We start from the raw sequence: 23,741 nt of genomic DNA on the forward strand, positions 1-23,741 counted from the left end.
CGTGCTCCCGTCGCGCTCCGTGCTCCCATCGCGCCCCGTGCATCCCGTCGCATCCCGTTTCTGGCCCCTTACGCTCGATCATCGCCCAAATGAAGGAGTGGAGCGCTCCCACGCAGGAGCCACCCACGGAAACACGGGGCTCCGCCGCGGCAACTCCTTCATTTGGGCGGCAACAACCGCGATACACAGGGCGAGACGGATGCGGGTGCGCGAGCGGGGGAGGGGGAGCGGAGAGAGAGTCGCGGGCTCGGTCAGCGGGCGAGCAGGGGCTCCACGCGGACGCGCACGGCAGCGGCGATGGACTCGACCGAGTCGGTGGCGTCGAGCACGAGGAAGCGCTCCGGCTCCGCGGCGGCCAGCTCGAGGTAGCTCGCCCGAACCCTGGCGTGGAACTCGATCTTCTCCGCCTCGAGGCGGTCGTAGCGCGTGCGCGCCCGGTCGAGCCTCGCCCGCCCGACGCTCTCATCGAGGTCGAGCAGGATCGTCACGTCGGGAAGCAGCCCCTCGGTCGCCCACAGCGAGAGGTTGCGCACCTCCGCGCCGTCGAGGATGCGCCCTGCGCCCTGGTACGCGACCGACGAGTCGAGGTAGCGATCCTGGATGACGACCTCTCCTCGCTCGAGCGCGGGCCGCACCTTCGTCGCGATGTGGTGTGCTCGGTCCGCGGCATAGAGCAAGGCCTCGGCACGAGGGGCGATGTCACCGCGGCGGTGCAGCACGATCTCCCGCAGCTCGACGCCAAGGTCTGTGCCGCCCGGCTCGCGCGTGCGCATCACCGTGTGACCCGCATTCGTCAGCCAGGCGGAGAGCAGCTCCGCCTGGGTCGACTTCCCCGAGCCGTCGCCGCCCTCGAGAGTGATGAACAGACCGGATGCCGTGCCGCCCATGAGCGCTACGCCGCAGGCTTCTTGGGCGCGGCCTTCTTTGCCGCAGGCTTCTTCACCGCCGCCTTCTTGGCTGCGGGCTTCTTGGCCGCGGCCTTCTTCTTGGGCGCAGCCTTGGCCTTCGGCTTCGCCGGACCCTTGGCGCGCTTGTCCGCGAGCAACTGCACGGCGCGATCGAAGTCGATCTCCTCGACGGTCTCACCGCGCGGGATCGTGGCGTTGGTCACGCCGTCCGTCACGTATGCGCCGAAACGGCCGTCCTTGATCCGGATCGGTTTGCCGCTCTCCGGGTCGGCCTCGAATTCCTTGAGGGCGCTCGACGCGCGGCGCCCACCGTACTTCGGCTGCGCGAAGAGTTCGAGCGCGCCGGCCAGGTCCACGTCGAAGATCTGGTCTTCTTCCGTGAGCGAGCGGCTGTCTGTTCCCTTCTTCAGGTACGGGCCGAACTTGCCGTTCTGTGCCGTGATGTCTTCTCCGGACTCCGGGTCTTGTCCGACGACGCGCGGCAGGCTCAACAGCCGCAGCGCGGTCTCGAGGTCGATCGTGGCGAGATCCATGGACTTGAAGATGGATGCCGTGCGCTGCTTGGGCGCTGCCGACTTCTTCGCGGGCTTCTTCTTTGCCTTCGGCGCATCCCCCACCTCGCCGGTGGCCGCGTCGACGACAACGGGCTCCTCGTCCGCGACCTCGGGCTCCGGGTCGACCTCGGTGACGTACGGGCCGAAGCGACCGTCCTTCGCCACGACGTTCTTACCGTTCTCGGGGTTGACGCCGATCACGCGATCCACGACCACGGGCGCGTCGATGAGCTCCTGCGCCTTGGTCGCGGTGAGCTCATCCGGGGCGAGATCCTGCGGGATGTTGACGCGGCGAGGCGTCGCGCCCTCTGCCGCCGTGGCATCCGCGACCTCGAGGTATGGGCCGTATTTGCCGATGCGCAGGGTGATGTCATCGGTGAGCCTGATCGAGTTGATCTCGCGCGCGTCGATCTCACCGAGATTGTCGATGACGGTGCGCAGGCCGTCGTGGCCCTCACGACCGAAATAGAAGCCGGTGAGCCACTCGACGCGGTTCTCGTCTCCCCCGGCGATGCGGTCGAGGTCGTTCTCCATCTCGGCGGTGAAGTCGTACTCCACCAGCTCGCCGAAGTACTCCTCGAGCAGGCGTACGACGGAGAACGCGATCCAGTTGGGAACGAGTGCCTGGCCGCGCGGGGTGACGTAGCCGCGGTCGACGATGGTCGAGATGATGGCCGCGTAGGTGGACGGGCGGCCGATGCCGAGCTCTTCGAGCTTCTTGACGAGGCTGGCCTCCGTGTAGCGCGGCGGCGCGCTGGTCTCGTGGCCCTTGGCCTCGATCTCGGCGACAGTGAGCGTCTGCCCCTGCGCGAGCGGCGGCAGTTTCGCCTCGGTCGGCTCCGCCGACGCGTTTCGCTCCTCGTCCTGGCCCTCTTCGTAGGCCTGGAGAAAACCGCGGAAGGTGATGACCGTGCCGCTGGCCGCGAACTCGACCTGGCGGCCATCCGCGAGAGGGCCTGCTGCGATGGAGACGGATGCCGTCGAGCCCTTCGCGTCGGCCATCTGCGAGGCGATGGTGCGCTTCCAGATGAGGTCGTAGAGCTTCCAGTCGTTGCCGCGCAACACATCCTCGAGCTGGGCGGGCGTGCGGAAGGTGTCGCCTGCCGGGCGAATCGCCTCGTGCGCCTCCTGGGCGTTCTTGCTCTTGCTCGCGTAGGCGCGGGGCTTCTCGGGAACCGTCTCTGCGCCATACAGCGAACTCGCCTGCGAGCGCGCGGCGGAGACGGCCTGCTGCGAGAGGTTGAGCGAGTCGGTACGCATGTAGGTGATGTACCCGTTTTCGTACAGCCCCTGCGCAACGCTCATCGTCTGGCGAGCGGAGAAGCGCAGCTTGCGCGCGGCCTCCTGCTGCAGCGTCGAGGTGCTGAACGGCGCGGCCGGGCGCCGCGTGTACGGCTTCGACTCGACCGAGGTGACAGTCACAGACACGGCGGGGTCGCGAAGTGCTTCGCTCAGGGCGTTCGCGGCCTGCTCGTCGAGGGCCACGGCATCCGGCTTGCCCGACCCAGCGGACTTGAGCTGGCCGTGGTCGTCGAAGTCGCGGCCGGTGGCAACCCGAACGCCGTCGATGCGCGCGAGCTTGGCATCGAACCGGGCCGAGTCGGATGTCGCGAGCAGCGCCGAGAGGTCCCAGTAGCTGGCGGCGGTGAATGCCAGCCGCTCGCGCTCGCGGTCGACGACGAGGCGGGTGGCGGCGGACTGCACGCGCCCCGCGGAGAGCCCTGGCCCGACCTTGCGCCACAGCACGGGCGAGATCTCGTACCCGTAGAGGCGGTCGAGGATGCGCCGGGTCTCCTGCGCGTCGACGAGCGCGGTGTCGAGGTCGCGAGGGGTCTCCCTCGCCCGCTGGATGGCATCCTTGGTGATCTCGTGGAACACCATTCGCTTCACGGGGACCTTGGGCTTCAGCTCCTGCAGGAGGTGCCAGGCGATGGCCTCTCCTTCGCGGTCCTCATCAGTTGCGAGGTAGAGTTCGTCGGCATCCTTGAGCGCACGCTTGAGCTCTGAGACCGTCTTCTTCTTCTGGTCGGAGACCGCGTAGTACGGCTCGAAGCCGTTCTCGACGTCGACCGAGAATTTGCCGAGAGAACCCTTCTTGAGCTCCGGCGGGAGGTTCTTGGGCTCGATGAGGTCGCGAATGTGGCCAACGGAGGCGAGCACCTCGTAGCCGTCCCCCAGATACTGGGCTATCGTCTTCGCCTTGGCAGGCGACTCGACTATGACCAGCTTCTTCGTACCTGGCACCTGTTCCCTCGTGTCTGTTTTCTCTGTGCGGTGTGATGGTTTACGGCGTGGCAAAGCTTTGTTCAGCATACGTTCGCCGCCCGTGGCCCCGCGTTACCGGATGGTGTCGGGAATGATGCACCGACAGGCACACCCTACACACAGAAATACCACGCACCCCTAATTTCGGTCTGCCGAGGCCGGCCCCGCCGTCGCGGTCGCCGGCACCGAGAAACCCAGTATCGGGATGCTGAGCCGCACCGTGACGACGGCACCGTCCACCTCGCAGCGCGCGAGTTTCGCCCCGTTCGCCGTGGCGAGGGATGCCGCAGCAGCGCAGGGAATGCCCGGCACCATGCCGAGGGCGACGCTCGCGCCGGCCAGCGCTGAGGCATCGGCCGCGGATGCCACTCGCTGCTTCGCGGAGAGCACCGCATAAAGAGGAGTGGACATCGCCACGAGCCCGAGCATCGCCGCGACGATGGCGACGGCGAGAACGGACCCGGAGCCGCGGTCGCGGGCCGGGCGCCGGCGACTCGCTGACCCGCCGCTCACTGGCATAAGGTTCACTGGCCCAACGTTCACTGGCCCGCCGCGAGCGCGCAGCTCGCGGCCTCGACGCGCACCGCAGCAAAGATGCCTGCGGGGCCGGATGTGGCCAGCCGAACGCAGACCATTCCGCCGCGGTCGGTGCGCTCGAGGTGCGCTCCCCTCACGAGCTGGGCTGCGCGAGCGTACGCGGTGCCTGCGCCCTCGCCGCGGGACAGGATTCTTGAGGCCGCGGCAGCGGCATCCTGCAGCCGCAGTTGCTGCGAGACGAGCTGCACCCCGCCGAGACAGCAGGCGAGCACGAGCAGCACGGCCGGGATTACGGTGGCGAACTCCGCGGTGACACTTCCGCGCTCACATGGGGCGTCGTCGTGGCCATCGCCGACGCGGCCGCCCGTGCGACGCAGCCGTCCATCGTGCCCGGCCCGCTCAGCCGGCGAAACTGAGCGCATGGTGCACGAGATCCGTCAGCATCTGGCGCACGGCATCCGAGCGCAGGATGACGACGAGCAGGCCCGCGAAGCCCACCGCGGCAAGGATGGTGATGGCGTACTCGGCCGTTGCCGCACCGGTATCGTCGCGGATCCGGCGCGCGGTGCCGAACCCGCGCGCGGTGCCGACTCCGTGCGCGGTGGCGACTCCGTGCATCCATTTGGTGACTGTTGACATGGTGACCTCTCTTTTCGGGGGGGGGATCCCAGTTTTGCCAACAGCCGCGAGCGTGAGAGCGCCTTCGGCAGATCGGTGGAAACCCCGCGCGAGACGAGCCCTGTGGATGAGAGGCGGGCCCACTCCGCGCCCGGTGTCCGCACCATCCGGTGGCCCCCACCTCTCAGCCCGAACCTGTCTCTCCTTCCTCAACCCTCCCGCTCGGCCTGGCGACGGTAACGACGGAGATTTTGCGACACGCCGCCGAAACGGGCCGTTTGTGGCGGCGTGTCGCAAAATCTCCGTCGTCAGCGATGTCAGGCCCCGGCAGGGGCAGGCGTGACCTGGATGGCGCACCCGAGCGCGTAACTAGAAGGTCGCGACCGTCGAGGAGACGATCGCGATGAGTAGCGGCGCGACGCCGAGCAGCATAAAAGAAGGAAGGATGCAGAGCCCGAGCGGGAGCATAAGCGTCACCGCCAGGGTTGCTGCGGCCCGCTGTCCCGCACTTCGGGCGGTGCGCCGCTGTTCCTCGGCCTCACTCCGCAGAAGCTCCGCCGCGGGCACTCCCGCCCTGCGCGACAGCGACAGCACGTCATCGATCGCCGCGGAGTCGGATCCCACCCCGAGTCCACAATCCTCTTGAGCTTGCGAGACCACGGATGCCGCACGATCGAGCGACCCGCCACCCGAGACCGCGATCGCCATGAGGTCGAGTTCGAGCCCCGGGGTGCTCAGCACCGGTCGCGCGCGGGCCACGAGTCGGTGATTCCAGGAGCGGGCGGCAAGAAGCAGTGCCGTGCCGAGCGCCAGGCAGAGCCAACCGGGCACGGTCGTGAACAGGACGCCAAGGGTGTTGAAGCCGAGCGCCAGGCCGAACAACACACCGATGACCGGCAGTACCATGACCATCCGTGCCGTCGCGACGGGACCGGCGAGCGCGACGGAGATGTCGCGCTCCGTCTGCGCGAGATCACGCAGCGACGACGCGAACTGGCGCAGCGATGGGGCGAGCGAGGCACCGGCATCGCTCGCGACCTGCCACGCGGCCGCGAGCCCTCGCCAGGCCTGCTCGTTCAGCTGGGACAAGGGCGTCTCTCGCTCGGCCTCGGTCGCCGAGATGAGTGACGGTGCCACCGGCTGCCCTGCGAGCGCCTCGTCGGCGACCGCCCGCAGAATGCCTGCATCGCCGTCCTGCACCAGGTAACCCCATCCCGCCGCGGGCACGACCCCAGCCGACAGCAACACAGCAAGGCGCTGCACGACCGAGGCGACCGCCTCGAGGCCGGATGCCGCGTCGGCGCGTTGCTTACGCATCCGAATCCACCACACACAGGCGATCACGGTCGTCGAGCGCGAATCGGCCGAGCTGCGCGAGCCGACGCATTCCGTCGCCGCGCTCGACATGCAGCACCGCTCCGATCGCGCTCACGGTCTGCCGCGCGATGGCGGAGGGCGAGAGCCCGGCCAACGCGCCGAGCGCTTCGATCCGCGCGGGAACGTCCGCGAGCGAGTTGGCGTGCACCGTGCCGGCTCCCCCGTCGTGCCCGGTGTTCAGCGCGGCGAGCAACTCACGGATCTCTGCTCCGCGGCACTCTCCGAGCACGAGCCGATCCGGCCGCATCCGCAGTGCCTCGCGCACGAGCCTCTCCAGGCCGAGCTGTCCCGCGCCCTCGAGGTTGGCCTGCCGAGCCTCGAGCGAGACGAAGTGCGGATGCGCGACCCGCAGTTCCGCGACGTCTTCGATGGCCACGATGCGCTCGCTCGGCGGTGCCGCACCGAGCATCGCTCCGAGAAGGGTGGTCTTGCCACTGCCCGATGCCCCGCTGATGAGCACGTTCTTGCGCGCCGCCACGAGCTCCTCGATGGATGCCCTCGGAATGAGACGGAAGAACCCGGCTTCGTCGAGCTCCGCCAGCCCGAGCCGCCGCGTGGACGGCAGGCGGATCGAGAGCAGCGTGCCGCCCGTGGAGATCGGCGGCAGCACGACGTGGATACGAATGCCGTCGTGCAGCCGCACATCGACGCACGGCGTGGCCTCGTCGATGTGACGCCCGCCTAGTGCGATCAGACGCACGGCAAGCGCTCGCAGACCCGTCTCGTCGAGGCCGATGGGCGCACGGCGCTCAAGACCGCCGCCCCTGTCGACCCAGAGGTCGTCTGCTCCGTTGGCGAAGACATCCGTCACGCCCGGCTCCGACATCAGGGGGGCAAGCTCCGCAAAGTCGTCGAAGAACGGCGACGCGCGAACAGTGCCCGCGGATGCCGGGACGACGGACCGCTCCACACTCTCTGGTACGGCGAGCGGAGCATCGGGACGGCGCGCGACGAACCGGTCTCCGTAAGTTTCGAATGATGACACCGGACGAGGCTAATCAGGCCGTGGCGTCCGCTTTCCGGCGGTGGCCGCACCAGTGAAGAACCCACGCTTTCGCGCGACTGTGGAGGACAAGAGCATGCCCGGCAGGAACACCCGTTAAACAGAGAGGGGCGGCGCCTGTTGGGGGGAACCGGCGCCGCCACAGCAGCGCTGGATTGGGGGGAATCACTGCGCGCTACTAGTCAGATTCGCATCCGACGCGATTCAGTGTACCGTACCCCGCCGTCAACACAATGGCAGAGTTACGCAAGTTTTCTGGTAAACGCTTACCTCAGGCGAACTCAAGCACCAGTTCGACTTCGACCGGCGAATCGAGCGGCAGAACGGCGACCCCGACCGCGCTCCTGGCGTGCGCTCCGGCCTCGCCGAACACCTCACCGAGAAACTCCGAAGCGCCGTTGATGACGCCGGACTGTCCGGTGAAACTCGGGTCAGAGGCGACGAAACCGACGACCTTGACGACTCTCGTGACCCGATCGAGCGAGCCGATGACGGATGCCGCGGCCGCGAGCCCGTTCAGCGCGCTGATGCGCGCGTAGGCCTTCGCGTCCTCCGCGGACACCTCGGCCCCCACCTTGCCCGTGGCCGGAAGCACCCCGGCCGTCGACGGAAGCTGGCCGGAGGTGAAGACGAGGTTGCCGCTGACGAGCGCTGGAACGTAGGCGGCGACGGGTTTGGCGACCTCGGGCAGCACAAGTCCTAGCTCGGCGAGACGATCTTCGATCTTCGACATCAGGCGTCCTCTTTCTTTTCGCGTTTGAAGTAGGCGACGAGACCGCCCTCGGGGCCGGTGACGATCTGCACCAGTTCCCAGCCCTCAGAACCCCAGTTATTGAGGATCGCGGTCGTGTTGTGCACGATCAGCGGGGTGGTCAGATACTCCCATTGGGTCATCACGGCATCCGTTCAGCTTTGCAGCGCTCTTCACCCATTACCCTAGACGCTATGTCTGCCCAAAAATTGAAGCCCTCCGGCGTGCTCGGCGGCGTGGCCGGATTCCTCGGCTTCAGCGTGCTCGCCGGAGTGCTCGTGACGGCCATGGTCACCCCCGCACTTGCCGTGACCAGTCTCGCCGCGAACAACACGATCGGTGTGTTCGAGAATCTTCCCGACTACATCCAGATCGGGGCACAGTCGCAGCAGAACGTCATCTACGCGATGCGCGATGACAAGCCCGTGCAGATCGCCACGATCTACAAGCAGAACCGCCAGGAAGTCACCTGGGATCAGGTCTCCCCCTTTCTCAAGCACGCTGCGGTAGATGGCGAAGACCGCCGATTCTATGACCACGGAGGCGTCGATGTCCCGTCGGTCATCCGTGCCGTCATCAAGAACCAGACGGATGCTTCGGCCGGCCAGAGTGGAAGCTCTACCCTGGACATGCAGTTGGTGAAGAACATCCTCGTGCAGCAGGCCGTCGCCGAAGCCAAGACGCCGCAGGAACGCACCAAACTCATCAACGAAGTCACCCAGGCGACGTACGATCGCAAGCTCAAAGAGATGAAGCTCGCGATCGGTCTCGACAAGAAGTACACCAAGAAGGAGATACTTCTCGGCTACCTCAACATCGTCGGAATGGGCTCGAACACCTACGGTGTCGAATCCGCTGCGCAACAGTACTTCAGCGTCTCCGCAAAAGACGTCACCCTTGCTCAGGCGGCGAGCCTGATCGCGATCGTGCAACAGCCGAGCCTGCAGAACCTGAGCAACCCGAAGTATTATCCGGCCAACAAGCTGCGCCGCGACCAGATCCTCGACGCGATGCTGGAACTGAAGCACATCACCAAGAAGCAGCACGACGAGGCCATCGCGACCAAGATCGAGGACGAGGTCAAGCTGAGCCCTCCGAGCAACGGATGTCGCAGCGCAGTGGTGGCGAGCGCGAAGGTTGTCTGTGACTACGTGACGAAGGTCATCACGAGCGATCCCGTCGGCGATGCCGAAGCCAACCTGAGGGCCGTGAAGGCCAAGCCAAACGCCACTCAAAACGCCATCGCGCAAGCCACGGAACAGGTCTCGCTCGCCAAGGCCAATGCTGCTCCATACCTCACAGCTCTCGGTTCGACCGTCGCCGAGCGCAGGGCCAATTGGGACAAGGGCGGCTACAAGATCTACACCTCGGTCGATCTCAACCTGCAGGATACGGCCCAGGGCGCGCTCGACACCTGGGCTCCTCCCACAGAGGCGCGCTTCGACCTCGGCGCGGCCGCGGACACGGTCGAGGCGGGCACGGGTCGAATTCTCGTGATGGCGCAGAACAAGATCTTCGATGATGCCGGCGTGGTTCCTGGAGCCCCGGTCGATAAGAGCAGGACCGCGCTCAACTTGAGCACGGATCACCCGTACGGAAACTCGAACGGTTTCGAGACCGGCTCGACCTACAAGGTGTTCGACCTGGCCAATTGGCTTCAGAATGGCCACGGACTGAACGACCTGGTAAACGGTTCGGGTCCGCAGACCTATAAGCCCTCTGACTTCACGGCCCCGTGCGACCCGGGCGCGATTCCCGGGGCCCCGTTCCCGTTGAGGAACGACGGCAACTCTCGCGGCGGCACCATGACCGTCAAGCAGGCCCTCATCCGCTCGGTCAACAACGCCTTCATGAACATGGCCAAGCAATCGGATCTGTGCAGCATCCGCGACACCGCCAAGAGTATGGGCGCGCACCGCGCCGACTTCAAGACCGATCTCACAGTCAACCCGTCTGCCATCCTGGGAACCAATGAACAAGCACCGCTGACCATGGCGGGTGCCGTCGCGACGATCGGAGCGGGCGGGCTGCACTGCACCCCGATCATCGTCGACAAGGTCGTGGACCCCAACGGGAAAGAGCTGCCGGGGCAGGCCAAGACCTGCAACCAGGCGCTGACCCCCGAGGTCGCTGCCGGAGTGGCGAACGCCATGATCGGAAGCATGACGGGCGGCACCAGCAGCCCCGGAAACCCCCGAGACAACGTGCCGATCGGCGGTAAGACGGGAACCTCGCCCACCACCCACCAGGACTGGATCATGGGAACGACCACCAAGACCGGAACGGCCGTCTGGACGGGCAACGTCACCGGGAAGGCACCGCTGAGGAACTACACCAATCCGATCACGCACTCGAACTACTACACGACGTCGCGCTTCCAGATATTGAAGGCCGTGATCAAGAGCGCCAACACCAACCCGGCCTATCGCGGCGGTGCATTCCCCGCAGCTTCGGCGGCGATGCTGGGCGGAGAGTCCGCGACGGTTCCGTCGGTGATCGGCCAGACCACGGAGAACGCGAAGGCACTTCTGGAAAGTCTGAACTACGTCTACGCGGATGGTGGTCCCGTTGCGTCAGCGTTGCCCGCCGGCCAGGTCGCGAGCACGGATCCGGCACCGGGTGCCAAGACCCCGGTCGGCGCAACGGTCACCGTCTACACGAGCGACGGAACTCTGGCGACAACCATGCCGGATGTGATCGGCAAGAATCGACATGATGCCATGGCGATGCTGACCTCGCAGACCTACGGCTTCAGTGCCAGCAATGTCACGGTCGTGTGGGTGGCAAGCAGTGGCAATGCCCCGGTTCCTGGGGACTTCTGTAAGGTCATGGCGTCGAATCCCACGGCGGGTGCGGCAGCGGCGAAGACCGATCCGGTGACGCTCAACATCGGCACCGGGCTACCCGCGAGCGATCCAGACGCGACGAAACCGCCCTCTGGCCCCGGCTGTAATCCATGAGCCGATCCTCTCGCGCGGCTACCGCAGCACTGGCTGCGGTAGCCGTCGCGGGCCTCGGCACGCTCGCTTGGGGAACGCTCGTCGAGCGGAATCGCTTCACGTTGCGACGTGAGGTGATGCCAGTCCTCGAACCTGGTGCACGCCCGCTCACGGTGCTGCACATCTCCGACCTCCACATGGCGCCGTGGCAGCGGGCGAAGCAGGAGTGGATTCGCGGCCTAGCGGCCTATGAGCCCGACCTCGTGATCGACACAGGGGACAACCTGGGGCACGAGCGCGGGATCGACGGGATCGAGTACGCGCTCGAGCCGTTCCGCGGCGTCCCCGGCGTCTTCGTCAACGGCTCCAACGACTACCACGGGCCGATGCTCAAGAACCCGTTCACCTATTTCACCGGCCCCTCGGAGAAGAAGCACGAGCCGGCCAACCTCGACACCCGGCGCATGGAGTCGTTCTTCGAGTCGCTCGGTTGGCTCAATCTCAACAACACCGCCAGGGCGATGTCGATCAAGGGGTCGCGGCTCGAGTTCGTGGGTGTCGGCGACGCCCACATCGGCTGGGCGAGGCTCGAGAAGCTGCCGGGGGCGATGGACGAGATGCGAGAGAACGTGGGCTGGCAGGACGAGCCGAACGGCCCGGAGCCGGTGACCATCGGCCTCACCCACGCGCCGTACCAGGTGGTGCTGAACTCCTTCGTGAACCACGGTGCAGAGGCGATCTTTGCCGGGCACACGCATGGCGGACAGGTGTGTGTGCCGGGCTACGGCGCCCTCGTCACCAATTGCGACATCCCGCGCGAGCAGGTGAGGGGTCTCAGCGTGTGGCGGCACGCCCGTCGTTCCGCCTATCTGAACGTCTCCGCGGGCCTCGGAACCTCGATCTACGCACCCGTTCGTTTCGCCTGCCCGCCCGAGGCGAGCCTCGTGACTTTCATCGGTCGAGATATCAGCTATTCTTGATGAGGTTTCGGATGCGTCGCAGGACTCATTCGAGGCAGGTCCTGGCAACAGGGCGATCGGGGTGTGGCGCAGTTTGGTAGCGCGCTTCGTTCGGGACGAAGAGGTCGTGGGTTCAAATCCCGCTACCCCGACAAAAAAACAAGATGCCCTCATCATCGCGGTGAGGGCATCTTTTATGTGTCGCCGCGACACATTCACAGCATTCAGCGGAAGGGGTGGAATCCCCATGGCTATATGGGAATGACCAGCCTCAGTGCCTCGAGCCGCTCTGATTCGGTTTGATATCCGGTGGCAAGGATGCTAATCCTCAGAGAGGAGAGGTTTAAAGTCGGCCACACTTGACTCCTGGCTGCCAGTCCTTTTCACTATGCTCGGGGGAACACATGCGCGGTCCACGTATTCTGAATTCTGTCCGGCTGGGAGCAGGTGCCGGCACGGCGCTGGCGCTCGGAGTGGTATTGAGCCTCTTCGCGGGCGCCGGGGCCAACGCAGCGAGCCCCACCCCGGTGGATCTCGGAAACGCGACGAGCTTCGCGGTATTGGCCGGAACAGAGGTGACCAACACGCTCACGACGACGGTCAGTGGAGATATCGGGGTCAGCCCGGGGTCATCGGCGCCAGGTTTTCCTCCCGGGATCATCACGAACGGAAACCTGCACGTCACCGACGTTCCTGCAGCCAGTGCCCAGGCGGCGCTCGGGACCGCATACGACAATGCGGCCCTCGCCACTCCCGCGACCAACCCCGTACCCTTCACCGACCTGTCCGGAATGACTCTCGTACCTGGGGTCTACTCGGGCGGAGCACTCGGCAACACCGGCACCCTCTCTCTCGATGCCGGAGGCGACCCGAACGCGGTGTGGATCTTCCAAGCCAGCAGCAGCCTCATCACCGATTCCGGCAGCACCATTTCATTCGTGAACGGGGTCGGCAGCGCCTGTAACGTTTTCTGGCAGGTCACGAGTTCCGCCACCCTGGGCTCCAACTCGACCTTCATCGGAACCATCATGGCCCTGACGTCGATCACTGCCACCACGGGTGCAGCCGTCGAGGGTCGCCTGCTCGCACGCAACGGCGGTGTGAGCCTCCAGGGCAACTCCATCACTGTTCCGGCCGCCTGCGCGGGCACGATCGCTCCCGGAGGAACCAAGACATCTTCCACTGTGGCTGCCCCCGGCGCGACCCCGGTGATTCCACCCGCGGCGAGTCGCGCGGACGAGTTGGCCGCCACGGGCGCGAACCCCACCGGCGGACTGCTGTTCGGCGGATTCCTCGTAATCGGCGGAGCAGCGATGCTCTTGCTACGCCGCTACCTGACTCACGCGAAGTCGGCGTCGGGGCCCGAGCTGTAGGCGCTCTCCGGAGCGTCGACGAGGATGCGGCGGCGACCACTGCCGAGGGTGCCACCGCTCTCCTCGAGGTAGCAGGAGCCGCAGAGGGACTCGTAGGTGACATCCACGCCGTCGATGGCGACCTGGTCGCCGTCGAAGATGAACTGGTCACCGACCTTGCGGGCGTTGAACACCGCCTTGCGACCACAGCGGCAGATCGTCTTGAGTTCCTCAATCGAGTGCGCGATCTCGAGCAGTCGCCTGCTGCCCGGGAACGCCACCGTCTGGAAGTCGGTGCGGATGCCGTAGGCCAGCACCGGAACGCCCTCCTCGATCGTGATGCGCAGCAGGTCGTCCACCTGCGCCTCCGAGAGAAACTGCGCTTCGTCCACGAGCAGGCAGCTCACGTCGAGACCGGTCTCGCGCTGCACTCGCGCCCGCCGCTTCGCGAACTCTGCCAGCACATCCGCCTCGGGCTCGAGCACGAAGTCGACGTCGCGGCTCACCCCCAGGCGCGACACGATCGCAGCGTCGCCCTTGGTGTCGACCTGCGGCTTGGCCAGCAGCACCTGCTGCCCGCGCTCCTCGTAGTTGTATGCCGCCTGGAGCATGTTGGTGCTCTTGCCGCTGTTCATCGCTCCGTAGCGAAAATAAAGCTTTGCCACTACTGCAGGTATCCGTCCTCGGCTGCCCTGCGGATGAGATCCGCTTTCTTGCTCGCCGGTCTGTTGGCTTTGGCGTACTTCTCGCGCACCCGGCGCAGGTAGGTCTTAGCCGTCTCGTATTGCACGTTCATCTGCTTGGCAACCTCGACGGTGCTGAACCCGGTCACATACAGCTTAAGCGCGTCGATCTCCCCCGGGCTGAGCTTCGGCCGCGATTCGGTCACAGCCCCTACGGGCAGGGGTCGCCAATCCTTCTGGAGCTCGTCATCCGAGTGCACGCCCATGACCTTGCGGGCCGCGTCCATAACCTCACGCATCGGCAGGGACTTCGACAGGAACACGGATGCGCCGGCCGCGAGCGCGCGCTCCTTCGCCTCCCGCGTGTCCAGGCTGCTCAGCACGATCACCTTGGCGCCAGCCGCGCGACAGGTGCGCACACGGGCCTCGATCGACACCGGCTCCTTGAGCTGGAAGTCGATGAAGACCAGCTCGGTCGGGAAGTTGTTGCTGTGCACGAGCTGCAGCCAGGTGTTCGCGCTCAGTACGAGTTCGAAGTCCGGGGCGTTCGCGTGGATCCAGCTACTGAGAGTGTCGAGCAGCACTTCGTGATCGTCGAGCAGTGCCAGACGAACGCGATGGCCGGTATATTCCGGCGCCTTGGTGCTAACGCTGTTGCTCATACGACATCCTTAACTCCAGTCGGGACTGGCTCAATTCAATATGAAGGTCGGAGAAGACGACTCGCATCACTGCGAAGTATGGGGCAAGAGCGGTGCGTACGGCATAGTCGGGGCTGTCTACCGCCGCCGTGAGCACGCCGACACACTTGCCGCCCCTGCGTGCGAAATCAAAGCGAAGGCTCTGGTGATCGAAGCCCGGCTCGTCGAAGAGGGCGACCAGGAGCGCGCGCATCGCCGTGCGTTGTCTCGTCGTGATCATCGGCGCAAGGCGATGTGGATCGTGCACGAAGCCGGCGACGTGTCCTCGCTCGCGTCCATAGCCGGTGTGCTCGACGACCTGCTCGAGCCAGCTACGATCCGCCTCGGCGACCATGAGGCCGCGGATCGAGTCCGCAATCATCGCCGCGCGCTCGCGATCGGCGATCGTCACCTCGCCGCGCGAGAGGACCTCCGTGAAGAAGGGCAGCACGTCCTTGTTGAGGATGGTGACCCGATCCTGCTGCACCGATCGAACGATGCCCGCGCGAAGCTGGGTGGTCATCCGCCTGGTCGCGAGCTCGGCACGGCTCTGCCAGCGCTCGAGAGCCGACACGAAGCTCGCGCCGAAGACAGCGGAACCGAAGCAGATGGCGAGCATGGGCGTCACAGCCGCGATGACGAGAGCGACCGGCGGTGCCGGGATGCTCAGGGTCGGAACCTCGAGCAGCACCAGGAAGCCGAGGTAGATCGCAGCGAGGCTTCCCGCGCCGGCGAGCTCGCGACTCGGGCGATACAGCGACAGGGCGAGCAGCAGGATGCCGAGCGAGACGGGCGCCCAGTCGTCCGCCACGTAGCGATTGGCTCCCCAGCTCGCGGCGACGGACAGCGTGGCCGACCCGAGCGCGAAGAGGTGGATGAAGAAGTGCGTTGTGGCGGTCAGCGGCGCGCGGAGCGGAGCGGACTGGACAACGAGGATGCAGCACGCGACCGCGAGAAGCACGAGCGCGAGAGCGGCGAGCACCGGGTAGCGGAGGTGGTCCGGCTCCCTGAGCGTCATCGCGAGCGCGTAGACGAATGCCGCGACCGCCGCTGCAATGGTGACGGGGCGCATCCCGGTGACACCTGCCGGGTCGAGCTGCTGCCTCGTCCGTTCACGCCTGAGGGTCACGCCGACTCCTCCACATCTTCTGTCGCCGGATTCGCACTGACGGGAACCCGGATCATGATCGACGTCCCACGGCCGGGGGTCGACCAGACCTGCACGCTGCCCTCGACCGCTTCGATTCTCCTGCGCACCGAGTTGCGCAGGCCCAGGCGGTCCGCGCCGGTCTCGGCCTCCGTGAAACCCTTGCCGGTGTCGACCACCATGACCGAGACATCCGTGTCCGAGCCGTAGACGGCGACCTCGGCCTGGGTCGTTCCCGCGTGCTTGAGCACGTTGACGAGGCACTGTTTGACGGCGAGACCGAGCGCCACCGAGCTCTCCCTGTCGAGTTTCGCCACCGACGCGAGGTCGCCCGTCGACTCCACCTCGAGGCCCATGAGCCTGCTCTCCTGGATGGCCGCGTAGAGCCCACTGCTGCGCCAGTCCGTGCGCGCCTGGGCGTCCACCGCGGCCGAGTTGTCGCTCAGCCACTCCTCGCCGATCAGGATCTCCAGGTCGCGCTCCATCTGCTGCCGCAGCGCGACGGGCAACTCGGCGGCCTCGGTGTTCGCGATCGCCGCGAGGTGGCTCAAGAGGGTGTCGTGCATGAGCGCGGCGGCCTTCGCCTCGATTCGATAGCGCAGTGCGGCAATCTGCTCGTCCCTGGCCGCTCTGTGCAGTCGTGGCTGGGCGCGCCAGGAACTGCGACGTCCGACGTCGACGAGCACGAGGATGGCGAAGAGTGCGAGCAGGCTCAGGAATGTCAGCTGATCGAAGGCGAGCACGCCACCGGATTCCAACATGGCGGCGCCGACGGCGACCTCCGCGATGAGGTACCCGGCGGTTGCCCATAGGACGCCGACGACAAGGCCCGCGCCGGACCCGCCGACCATCAGCAGCGCGATCTTGGGCAGGGCGAACGGGAATCCGCCGCTCGTCACACCGGGCACGGCCTGGGAGTAGAAGGTGATGGCCCACCAATACACGCCCGCGCCGCCGACGACAAGATAGCTCACGGAGGAGAAGGTGGTGCGGGAGCGGTCATTGAGCCACAGCAGCGCGAGCAATGGCATCAGGGCGAGTGCCGCGGGCCAGAGCACCGGGTCGGTGTTGCTCCACTGGAAGATGAGCACAAGCAGCAGCGCGCCGGCGAGACAGGTGAGCGCGACAGCGTGCTGTCCCTTGGCAAAAGCACGGCTGAGCGCCTGGGGGGCGAGGTGGGCCGGGATACCGAGTGACATGGGCTCCCTCCCTTTCGCCGTGGGGAAAGTATGACATCTTTTCACTCAGCCATGTACCCCGTTTTATGCAGAGAATCCGCGCATCCCCGGGAATTACGCGCTTTTTGTGCCCCATTACCCCCGAATTGAGGGCATCGCCGCGCGAGCGAAATGACCTCGGGATGCCGTTTCAGGTCGGGGTCAGAACAGAGTCGGAGTCGCGACGGCACCGCCCGCAGCACGTCTGACCGCGGCCGATTCCTCCGCGATGAGCGATCCGGCCTGCGCGGTGCCCGCCCTCCCAAGCGTCCTCGAGCGCACCGCCCCCGTCGCCGGGTCCGGCGCGCCTCGCTCCAGCCCGTGACTGCGGATGAGTGGCTTGATATTCGCGGCGAGCCACTTGCGGTACTCCCCCGGCGCGTAGGCTCCTCCGGCGTAGAGCGCGCGGTAGCGGTTGACCAACTCGGGGTGGGCATCTGCCAGCCACAGCATGAACCACTCTTTGACGCCGGGGCGCAGATGAAGCGCGGTGTAGAGCACCGAGCTGGCACCCGCATCCCGAATCTGGCCGAGCGCTCGCTCGAGGTGCGCCCGGGTATCCGTGAGATACGGCAGGATCGGCATCATGAACACCGAGCATGGCAATCCGAGCTCGCGCGCGGCCTTCACCGTCGCGAGCCTCGCCGCGGTCGTCGGCGTTCCGGGCTCAACGGACTGCTGCAGCTCGTCGTCGTAGATCGCGACCGACATTGCGAGGTCGACCGGCACCATGCTGCTCGCCTCGGCAAGCAGTGGCAGGTCGCGTCTCAGGAGCGTGCCCTTGGTGAGGATGCTGAACGGCGTGCCGCTCTCGGCCAGCGCCGCGATGATGCCGGGCATGAGCCGGTAGCGCCCCTCCGCGCGCTGGTACGGGTCGGTGTTGGTGCCCAGGGCAACCGGATGCCGTTGCCAACCCGGCTTCGCCAGTTCCTTTGCGAGCACCTCGGCCACGTTCACCTTCACGATGATCTGGCTGTCGAAGTCCTTGCCGGAGTCGAGCTCGAGGTAGCGGTGAGTGGGTCGAGCGAAGCAATAGGCACATGCATGACTGCAACCCCTGTAGGGGTTGATGGTCCAGCCGAAGGGCAGGGCCTTGCTCGAGCCGGGCACGTGGTTGAGCGCGCTCTTGGCGAGCACCTCGTGGAAGGTGATGCCGGCGAACTCCGGCGTCTGCACGGAGCGCACGAACGACGACAGTTTAGCGAGACCGGGCAGGGCGGAAGGCTGCTCCGCCGCTAATTCCTGCCCGCTCCACCGCATCCATGTATTCGAACATGTGTTCGAACGTCTGTCAAGCGGTGGCCGCTGCCTCGCGGGGATCAGTCCAGATTCAGCGCCTTGCGCGTCGCCGCGATGGTCTTCTGCGCGAACTTCGGCTCTGGGGCGAGCTGCTTGCCGTAGCTTGGGATCATCGTCTCGAGCTGGGGCCGCCACCCCTCGATGCGGTCGGGGAAACAACGCTTCAGCACGTCGAGCATGATCGGCACGGCAGTGGATGCCCCGGGTGAAGCCCCGAGGAGGCCGGCGATGCTGCCGTCGGCGGAGGAGACGACCTCGGTGCCGAACTGCAGCACGCCGCCCTTCTTGGGATCCTTCTTGATCACCTGCACGCGCTGGCCCGCCGTGATGCGATACCAGTCCTTCGGGTCTGCATTCGGCATGAAGGCCAGCAGCTCCTTGAACTTCGTGGACTTGCGCGCGGCGAGCTGCCCGATCAGGTAGCGCACGAGCGAGAGGTTGGATGCGCCGGCCACGATCATCGGGATGATGTTGTGCAATCGGATGGTGGCGAACAGGTCGAACCAGGTGCCCGACTTCAGGAACTTGGGACTGAACCCCGCATACGGCCCGAACATGAGGCTCGCCTGGCCGTCGACGACGCGGGTGTCGAGGTGCGGAACCGACATGGGCGGAGAGCCGACCGCCGCCTTGCCGTAGACCTTCGCGTGGTGCCTGGCCACGACATCCGGGTTATCTGTGCGCAGGAACTCGCCGCTCACCGGGAAGCCACCGAAGCCGCGGGCCTCGGGGATGCCGGATTTCTGCAGGAGGTGCAGCGCGCCACCGCCCGCGCCGACGAACACGAAACGCGCCCGCACGGTATGGCGAGCCATCCCGATCTCGTGCTTGACGCGCAGCTTCCACAGCTCGCCCTCGCGCGAGATATTGAGCACGCGCTGCTCGGTGTAGAGGCGCGCGCCAGAGCCCGTGAGGTAGTTCAGCAGCCCGTGCGTGAGCGCCCCGAAGTTGACGTCGGTGCCCGCCGGGATGCGCGTGGCCGCGAACCGCTGGGACTTCTTGCGCCCCGGAATCATCGCGGGCACCCACGAGCGGATGACCTCGGGGTCTTCGCTGTATTCCATGCCGGCGAACAGGGGGTTGCCTTTGAGCGCCTCGAACCGCTTGCGCAGGTACCTGACGTTCGCGTCGCCGGTGACGAAGCTCATGTGCGGCACGGGGTGGAGGAACGCCTGCGGGTCGGGCAGCAGGTCCCTGCCGACGAGGTACGACCAGAACTGCCGCGAAACCTGGAACTGCTCGTTCACGGCGACGGCCTTGGAGATGTCAATCGTGCCGTCCGGCAGCTCCGGGGTGTAGTTCAACTCGCAGAGGGCAGAGTGCCCGGTGCCCGCGTTGTTCCACGGGTTCGAGCTCTCCTGGGCGACATCGCTCAGGGTCTCGAAGATCTCGATGGACCAGTCGGGCTGCAACTGCTTGAGAAAGGCGCCGAGGGTGGCACTCATGATGCCACCGCCGATCAGCGCAACGTCAATGGGGGTAGCTGAAGGACTCACCACTCCACTTTAGCCGCGGACGACTGCCCACTCGGGCGCGATGGCGGGGCCCCAAGGGTGCAAGAAGAAGGAACTTTAAGCTTTTTGGCCCGGATAGAAGGAACTTTCACACCGATGCGCGCTGAAGTTCCTCCTTTCCTGTGGTCGACAGCGAGCGCCTCACGCCGAGGCGGTACCCGGATGAACCTGAGTCGGCGCTACGCGGTGGCGAGGCGGTCGGCCGCGACGAGCTCCGCAATCTGCACGGCGTTGAGTGCCGCCCCCTTGCGCAGGTTGTCGTTGCTGATGAACAGGGCGAGTCCGCGACCGTTCGGCACACCCTCGTCCTGGCGGATGCGACCGACGTAGCTGGGGTCGGTGCCTGCGGCCTCGAGCGGGGTCGGGACGTCCGTGAGCACGACACCAGGGGCATCCTTCAGAAGCTCCTTGGCGCGCTCAACCGACAGTGGCGAGGCGAACTCGGCGTTGATCGAGAGCGAGTGGCCGCTGAACACGGGCACGCGAACACACGTGCCGCTGACCAGCAGATTCGGCAGCTCGAGTATCTTGCGGCTCTCGTTGCGCAGCTTCTTCTCTTCGTCGGTCTCGAACAGGCCGTCGTCGACGAGGTTGCCCGCGAAGGGCAGCACGTCGAACGCGATCGTCTTGGTGAAGGTCGTGGCCGCGGGGAAGTCGACGGATGCGCCGTCGTGCACGAGTCCGATCGCGTTCTGCTCGATCGCGGCTGTCGCCTGGGCGAGCAGTTCCGCGCCGCCAGCGAGACCCGCGCCGGACACGGCCTGGTACGTGCTCACGATGAGGCGCTCGAGGCCGGCCTCGGCATCCAGGACCTTCAGCACCGGCATCGCCGCCATGGTGGTGCAGTTCGGGTTCGCGATGATGCCCTTGCGCGCCTCGGCGATCGCGTGCGGGTTGACCTCGCTCACGACGAGGGGCACGTCGGGGTCCATGCGGAAGCCGGAGGAGTTGTCGATGACGAGCACGCCTGCCGCGGCGAACCGAGGCGCCTGGGCCCGCGACGTCGTTGCGCCGGCCGAGAAGATCGCCACGTCGAGCCCCGTGGGGTCTGCCGTCGCAGCATCCTCCACGACGATGGCTGCACCCTTCCACGGGAGCGTTGTGCCCGCGCTGCGGGCCGAGGCGAAGTATCGGATCTCGGCGACCGGGAAGTCACGCTCCTCCAGGAGGCGGCGCACGACAGCGCCGACCTGGCCGGTGGCGCCGACGACGCCGATTCTCACACCGCTCTGCGCGGGTTTCACATTCTGCGCCGGCTCGCTCATCGTCCCGTACCTCCGTGCACTACCGCTTCTTCTTCACCGTCGAGACCGAACGCGGTGTGTACCGCGATGACCGCCTCGTTGACGATGTCTGCCCTCGTGACCACCGAGATCCGGATCTCACTCGTGGAGATCATCTCGATGTTGATGCCCGCCTCGAACAGGGCGGTGAAGAGCTTGGATGAGACGCCAGCGTTGGTGCGCATGCCCGCTCCGACCACCGCGAGCTTCGCGATCTGGTCGTCGTACTGGAGGGAGTCGAAGCCGACGTCTTCCTTGCGGCTGTTGAGCACCTGCATGACGCGGGCACCATCCGCCATCGGGAGCGTGAAGGAGATGTCGGTGAGGCCGCTCGACTTGGTCGAGACGTTCTGCACGATCATGTCGATGTTCGCCTCTGCCGTGGCGACGATGGTGAAGATCTGCGCGGCCTTGCCCGGAACGTCCGGGATGCCGACAATGGTGATCTTCGCCTCGCTCAGATCGACGGACACCCCCGTGATGATTGCCTCTTCCACGTTGTCTCCCTCTTGGGTGTTGAGGACGAGCGTGCCCTCGTGATTATTGAACGACGACCGCACGTGCAGCGTGACGCCATGCCGCCTGGCATATTCCACCGCGCGAATATAGAGCACCTTGGCGCCGGCCGCGGCGAGCTCGAGCATCTCCTCGCTCGTGATGCGATCCACCTTGCGCGCGTTGTGCACGATACGGGGATCGGCGGTGAAGATGCCGTCGACGTCGGTATAGATCTCGCAGACGTCGGCCTTGAGCGCCGCGGCGAGCGCGACGGCAGTGGTGTCCGAGCCGCCGCGACCGAGGGTGGTGATGTCACCCGTGCTGCGATTGAAGCCCTGGAAGCCCGCGACGATCGCGATGGCATCGGCGTCGAGCGCGGCACGGATGCGGGTGGGATTGACCTCGACGATGCGCGCGCTGCCGTGCTTGGCATCCGTCATCATCCCGGCCTGGCTGCCCGTGTATGACCGTGCCTCGTAGCCCTGACTCTTGATGGCCATGGCGAGCAGGGCCATCGAGATGCGCTCGCCCGCGGTGAGGAGCATGTCGAGCTCGCGGCCGGACGGAAGCGGGGACACCGAGAGCGCGAGGTCGAAGAGTTCGTCTGTGGTGTCGCCCATCGCCGACACGACGACCACGACCTCGTGGCCGGCCTTGTGCGTCTCGACGATGCGCTTGGCGACGCGCTTGATGCTCTCCGCATCGGCGACGGAGGAGCCACCGTACTTCTGCACGATCAAGCTCACGTGAATCTCCCGGGGAATGTCTTGGGCTGGGCTGGGTTCTTTCAGGGCCTCATCGCCCGCCTCGACCCGCATCAGAACGGGTCGAACGGCTAATTCTATCGGCAGCAGGCGCGGATGACGTTCGGTCGATGCCCGTGGCCTCAGGCTTTCGCGCGACGCCTGGCCACGATGACGAACACCACCCCCAACACCAACACCAGCAAGCCAACGATGAGCTGTCCGGCGGGGGCCGACCCGGTGTCGGGGAGCTCGGCTGCCCTTTGCCCAGAGTTCGGCACGATGAAGGTCGCCGAGGTGGTGCTGGAGACACCGAGTTGCTTGACCGCGTTGAAGGTGGCGAAGACCTGGCATGCCTTGCCGCTCGTCGTGATGTCGGGACTCTGATTCCATGCGAGATGAAGTCTCGATGCGGGCAGCGCGGACGCGGAGACGGTCATCGTGCCCGCCGCAGTCGAGGTCAGGCACAGGAGCACATCGGCTGCCACCACCGGGTCTCTGGGAGGCAGTGTGAGCACACCGTTCGACAGGGTCGCACCGGCAGTACCTCCACACACCGCGAGGTCACCCACCACCCCCGAGGTTGCCACCGTGATGGGCTGACCGTAGAGATTGGTGGACAGGGTCATCGTCACCGAGTCACCCACCTTCCCAGCCGATGACCCCCCGAAAGACAGCGTTACCGACGGGGCATCCGGGATGAGCGCGAGCAGCCGGGCCTGTTCCGCCGAGTTCATATTGTTCTGGCAGGCCACCTCGCGCTGGACCTCAGTGCCGACGGCAGGCTGGACGATCGGATCGCTGATGCACCAGATGAGGGTCTGCAGTGCATCGCGCTGATCCGTGGCTGTGGGGCCGGTGGCATCCGCCACAGCCTCGGTGACTCCGTCCCAGCCATACGTCGTGCCTTGCACCCCTGTGTCGTCATAGCTGTGCCCGTTCTGGATCAGATAGGCGATGAGCTTCTCCTTGTCGGCGCTGCCAGGATCCAGCCTCGAATTGCCCGTCAGGGCATCCAAGCCGTGGAGCGGAGAGCCCGCTTCGCCGACGAGACCGCCGTCCACCGCCGTTCCTCCGCACACCTCCGAGTGGATATCGGTGCAGAACATCCACTCAGAGACGGCTCCAGAGCCGGCGACGTAGCGCGTGCCGCACAGCGGAGGATACGCATCGGTCGGCGAGCCTCCGTACGGGTCGTACAACACGACGACCTTGCCCGCGTTGTAGTCGGCGAGCCTCTTGCCGAACACAAGAGTCGTGTCGACAACGGCATCGCTCGTGTCGGTGGGGTCGAACTCGGTGTCCCCGGCGCACTTGGGCGCGTTGAAGGGCGCACCCACCTGCGTGGGCGGCACGTCTGCGACCGAGACCATTGCGCCCGTGGGCAACAAAAAGGTGACGAGCACAGCCACCG

General features: G+C 66.2%; 21 protein-coding genes and 1 tRNA gene. 4 read left to right on the forward strand and 18 right to left on the reverse strand.

Annotated features, from left to right (window positions below):
- Positions 1-251: 251 nt before the first annotated feature.
- From tmk to ABUA28_RS07180, 9 genes are all read right to left on the reverse strand, one after another.
- Positions 252-887 carry a dTMP kinase gene (tmk, locus tag ABUA28_RS07140; protein WP_349903351.1) on the reverse strand — a complete coding sequence of 212 codons (636 nt, stop codon included), beginning with the start codon at positions 885-887 and terminating at the stop codon, positions 252-254.
- A 5-nt stretch (positions 888-892) separates the two neighbouring features.
- Positions 893-3,706, reverse strand: a complete 2,814-nt coding sequence (gene topA, locus ABUA28_RS07145) for a type I DNA topoisomerase (protein ID WP_349903352.1) — start codon at positions 3,704-3,706, stop codon at positions 893-895.
- A 159-nt stretch (positions 3,707-3,865) separates the two neighbouring features.
- On the reverse strand, positions 3,866-4,240 hold the full coding sequence (locus tag ABUA28_RS07150) for an Rv3654c family TadE-like protein (protein ID WP_349903353.1): 375 nt from the start codon (positions 4,238-4,240) through the stop codon (positions 3,866-3,868).
- A 26-nt stretch (positions 4,241-4,266) separates the two neighbouring features.
- Entirely contained in the window at positions 4,267-4,686 is a 420-nt protein-coding gene (locus ABUA28_RS07155) for a TadE family type IV pilus minor pilin (protein WP_349903354.1), read from the reverse strand.
- Positions 4,664-4,903 carry a DUF4244 domain-containing protein gene (locus ABUA28_RS07160; RefSeq protein WP_349903355.1) on the reverse strand — a complete coding sequence of 80 codons (240 nt, stop codon included), beginning with the start codon at positions 4,901-4,903 and terminating at the stop codon, positions 4,664-4,666. Before ABUA28_RS07160 ends, ABUA28_RS07155 begins: the two co-directional genes overlap by 23 nt.
- A 348-nt stretch (positions 4,904-5,251) precedes the next feature.
- Positions 5,252-6,199, reverse strand: a complete 948-nt coding sequence (locus tag ABUA28_RS07165) for a type II secretion system F family protein (protein ID WP_349903356.1) — start codon at positions 6,197-6,199, stop codon at positions 5,252-5,254.
- Positions 6,192-7,244, reverse strand: a complete 1,053-nt coding sequence (locus tag ABUA28_RS07170; RefSeq protein WP_349903357.1) for a TadA family conjugal transfer-associated ATPase — start codon at positions 7,242-7,244, stop codon at positions 6,192-6,194. Before ABUA28_RS07170 ends, ABUA28_RS07165 begins: the two co-directional genes overlap by 8 nt.
- 289 nt (positions 7,245-7,533) lie before the next feature.
- A complete protein-coding gene (locus ABUA28_RS07175; RefSeq protein WP_349903358.1) occupies positions 7,534-7,995 on the reverse strand; it encodes a RidA family protein in 462 nt (153 codons plus the stop codon).
- Positions 7,995-8,156 (reverse strand): DUF4177 domain-containing protein, encoded by a 162-nt coding sequence (locus tag ABUA28_RS07180; protein ID WP_407075425.1) that lies wholly within the window; start codon positions 8,154-8,156, stop codon positions 7,995-7,997. The genes ABUA28_RS07175 and ABUA28_RS07180 overlap by 1 nt, the downstream gene beginning before the upstream one ends.
- 51 nt (positions 8,157-8,207) lie before the next feature.
- Between ABUA28_RS07180 and ABUA28_RS07185 the strand changes: the two genes are divergently transcribed.
- The 4 genes from ABUA28_RS07185 to ABUA28_RS07200 all read left to right on the forward strand — a co-directional run bounded on the left by ABUA28_RS07185 (position 8,208) and on the right by ABUA28_RS07200 (position 13,284).
- Complete coding sequence (locus tag ABUA28_RS07185; RefSeq protein ID WP_349903359.1) at positions 8,208-10,973, forward strand: transglycosylase domain-containing protein; 2,766 nt, start codon at positions 8,208-8,210, stop codon at positions 10,971-10,973.
- The gene (locus tag ABUA28_RS07190) at positions 10,970-11,932 is read left to right on the forward strand and encodes a metallophosphoesterase (protein ID WP_349903360.1); all 963 of its coding nucleotides are present in this window, start codon (positions 10,970-10,972) and stop codon (positions 11,930-11,932) included. The genes ABUA28_RS07185 and ABUA28_RS07190 overlap by 4 nt, the downstream gene beginning before the upstream one ends.
- A 57-nt stretch (positions 11,933-11,989) precedes the next feature.
- Positions 11,990-12,063 (forward strand) — tRNA-Pro (locus ABUA28_RS07195).
- Positions 12,064-12,390: 327 nt separating this feature from the next.
- The gene (locus ABUA28_RS07200; protein ID WP_349903361.1) at positions 12,391-13,284 is read left to right on the forward strand and encodes an ice-binding family protein; all 894 of its coding nucleotides are present in this window, start codon (positions 12,391-12,393) and stop codon (positions 13,282-13,284) included.
- On the opposite strand, the gene ABUA28_RS07205 is transcribed toward ABUA28_RS07200, so the two are convergent.
- From ABUA28_RS07205 to ABUA28_RS07245, 9 genes are all read right to left on the reverse strand, one after another.
- On the reverse strand, positions 13,251-13,928 hold the full coding sequence (locus tag ABUA28_RS07205) for a thymidine kinase (protein WP_349903362.1): 678 nt from the start codon (positions 13,926-13,928) through the stop codon (positions 13,251-13,253). The genes ABUA28_RS07200 and ABUA28_RS07205 overlap by 34 nt on opposite strands.
- Positions 13,928-14,608: a LuxR C-terminal-related transcriptional regulator gene (locus ABUA28_RS07210; protein ID WP_349903363.1), complete on the reverse strand. Its 681-nt coding sequence runs from the start codon at positions 14,606-14,608 to the stop codon at positions 13,928-13,930. Before ABUA28_RS07210 ends, ABUA28_RS07205 begins: the two co-directional genes overlap by 1 nt.
- On the reverse strand, positions 14,592-15,755 hold the full coding sequence (locus ABUA28_RS07215; protein ID WP_349903364.1) for a hypothetical protein: 1,164 nt from the start codon (positions 15,753-15,755) through the stop codon (positions 14,592-14,594). Before ABUA28_RS07215 ends, ABUA28_RS07210 begins: the two co-directional genes overlap by 17 nt.
- Complete coding sequence (locus tag ABUA28_RS07220; protein WP_349903365.1) at positions 15,752-16,972, reverse strand: sensor histidine kinase; 1,221 nt, start codon at positions 16,970-16,972, stop codon at positions 15,752-15,754. The genes ABUA28_RS07215 and ABUA28_RS07220 overlap by 4 nt, the downstream gene beginning before the upstream one ends.
- Before the next feature lie 180 nt (positions 16,973-17,152).
- Positions 17,153-18,250: an Rv2578c family radical SAM protein gene (locus tag ABUA28_RS07225; protein ID WP_349903366.1), complete on the reverse strand. Its 1,098-nt coding sequence runs from the start codon at positions 18,248-18,250 to the stop codon at positions 17,153-17,155.
- Between the two features lie 59 nt (positions 18,251-18,309).
- The gene (locus ABUA28_RS07230) at positions 18,310-19,785 is read right to left on the reverse strand and encodes a malate:quinone oxidoreductase (RefSeq protein WP_349903367.1); all 1,476 of its coding nucleotides are present in this window, start codon (positions 19,783-19,785) and stop codon (positions 18,310-18,312) included.
- 197 nt (positions 19,786-19,982) lie between these two features.
- A complete protein-coding gene (locus ABUA28_RS07235) occupies positions 19,983-21,068 on the reverse strand; it encodes an aspartate-semialdehyde dehydrogenase (protein WP_349903368.1) in 1,086 nt (361 codons plus the stop codon).
- Positions 21,065-22,330, reverse strand: coding sequence for an aspartate kinase (locus ABUA28_RS07240; protein WP_349903369.1), 1,266 nt, complete (start codon positions 22,328-22,330; stop codon positions 21,065-21,067). The genes ABUA28_RS07235 and ABUA28_RS07240 overlap by 4 nt, the downstream gene beginning before the upstream one ends.
- Before the next feature lie 140 nt (positions 22,331-22,470).
- Positions 22,471-23,739 carry an LPXTG cell wall anchor domain-containing protein gene (locus ABUA28_RS07245; protein WP_349903370.1) on the reverse strand — a complete coding sequence of 423 codons (1,269 nt, stop codon included), beginning with the start codon at positions 23,737-23,739 and terminating at the stop codon, positions 22,471-22,473.
- Between the last annotated feature and the right edge of the window lie 2 nt (positions 23,740-23,741).

Source organism: Parafrigoribacterium humi (assembly GCF_040227205.1).
Classification (GTDB): Bacteria; Actinomycetota; Actinomycetes; order Actinomycetales; family Microbacteriaceae; genus Parafrigoribacterium_A; species Parafrigoribacterium_A humi.

Coding starts and splice junctions, on each gene's coding strand:
- ABUA28_RS07220 (WP_349903365.1), bottom strand. CDS start 16,972: ATGTCACTCGGTATCCCGGCCCACCTCGCCCCCCAGGCGCTCAGCCGT.
- ABUA28_RS07190 (WP_349903360.1), top strand. CDS start 10,970: ATGAGCCGATCCTCTCGCGCGGCTACCGCAGCACTGGCTGCGGTAGCC.
- ABUA28_RS07165 (WP_349903356.1), bottom strand. CDS start 6,199: ATGCGTAAGCAACGCGCCGACGCGGCATCCGGCCTCGAGGCGGTCGCC.
- ABUA28_RS07175 (WP_349903358.1), bottom strand. CDS start 7,995: ATGTCGAAGATCGAAGATCGTCTCGCCGAGCTAGGACTTGTGCTGCCC.
- tmk (WP_349903351.1), bottom strand. CDS start 887: ATGGGCGGCACGGCATCCGGTCTGTTCATCACTCTCGAGGGCGGCGAC.
- ABUA28_RS07180 (WP_407075425.1), bottom strand. CDS start 8,156: ATGACCCAATGGGAGTATCTGACCACCCCGCTGATCGTGCACAACACG.
- ABUA28_RS07185 (WP_349903359.1), top strand. CDS start 8,208: ATGTCTGCCCAAAAATTGAAGCCCTCCGGCGTGCTCGGCGGCGTGGCC.
- ABUA28_RS07160 (WP_349903355.1), bottom strand. CDS start 4,903: ATGTCAACAGTCACCAAATGGATGCACGGAGTCGCCACCGCGCACGGA.
- ABUA28_RS07225 (WP_349903366.1), bottom strand. CDS start 18,250: ATGCGGTGGAGCGGGCAGGAATTAGCGGCGGAGCAGCCTTCCGCCCTG.
- ABUA28_RS07235 (WP_349903368.1), bottom strand. CDS start 21,068: ATGAGCGAGCCGGCGCAGAATGTGAAACCCGCGCAGAGCGGTGTGAGA.
- ABUA28_RS07210 (WP_349903363.1), bottom strand. CDS start 14,608: ATGAGCAACAGCGTTAGCACCAAGGCGCCGGAATATACCGGCCATCGC.
- ABUA28_RS07155 (WP_349903354.1), bottom strand. CDS start 4,686: ATGCGCTCAGTTTCGCCGGCTGAGCGGGCCGGGCACGATGGACGGCTG.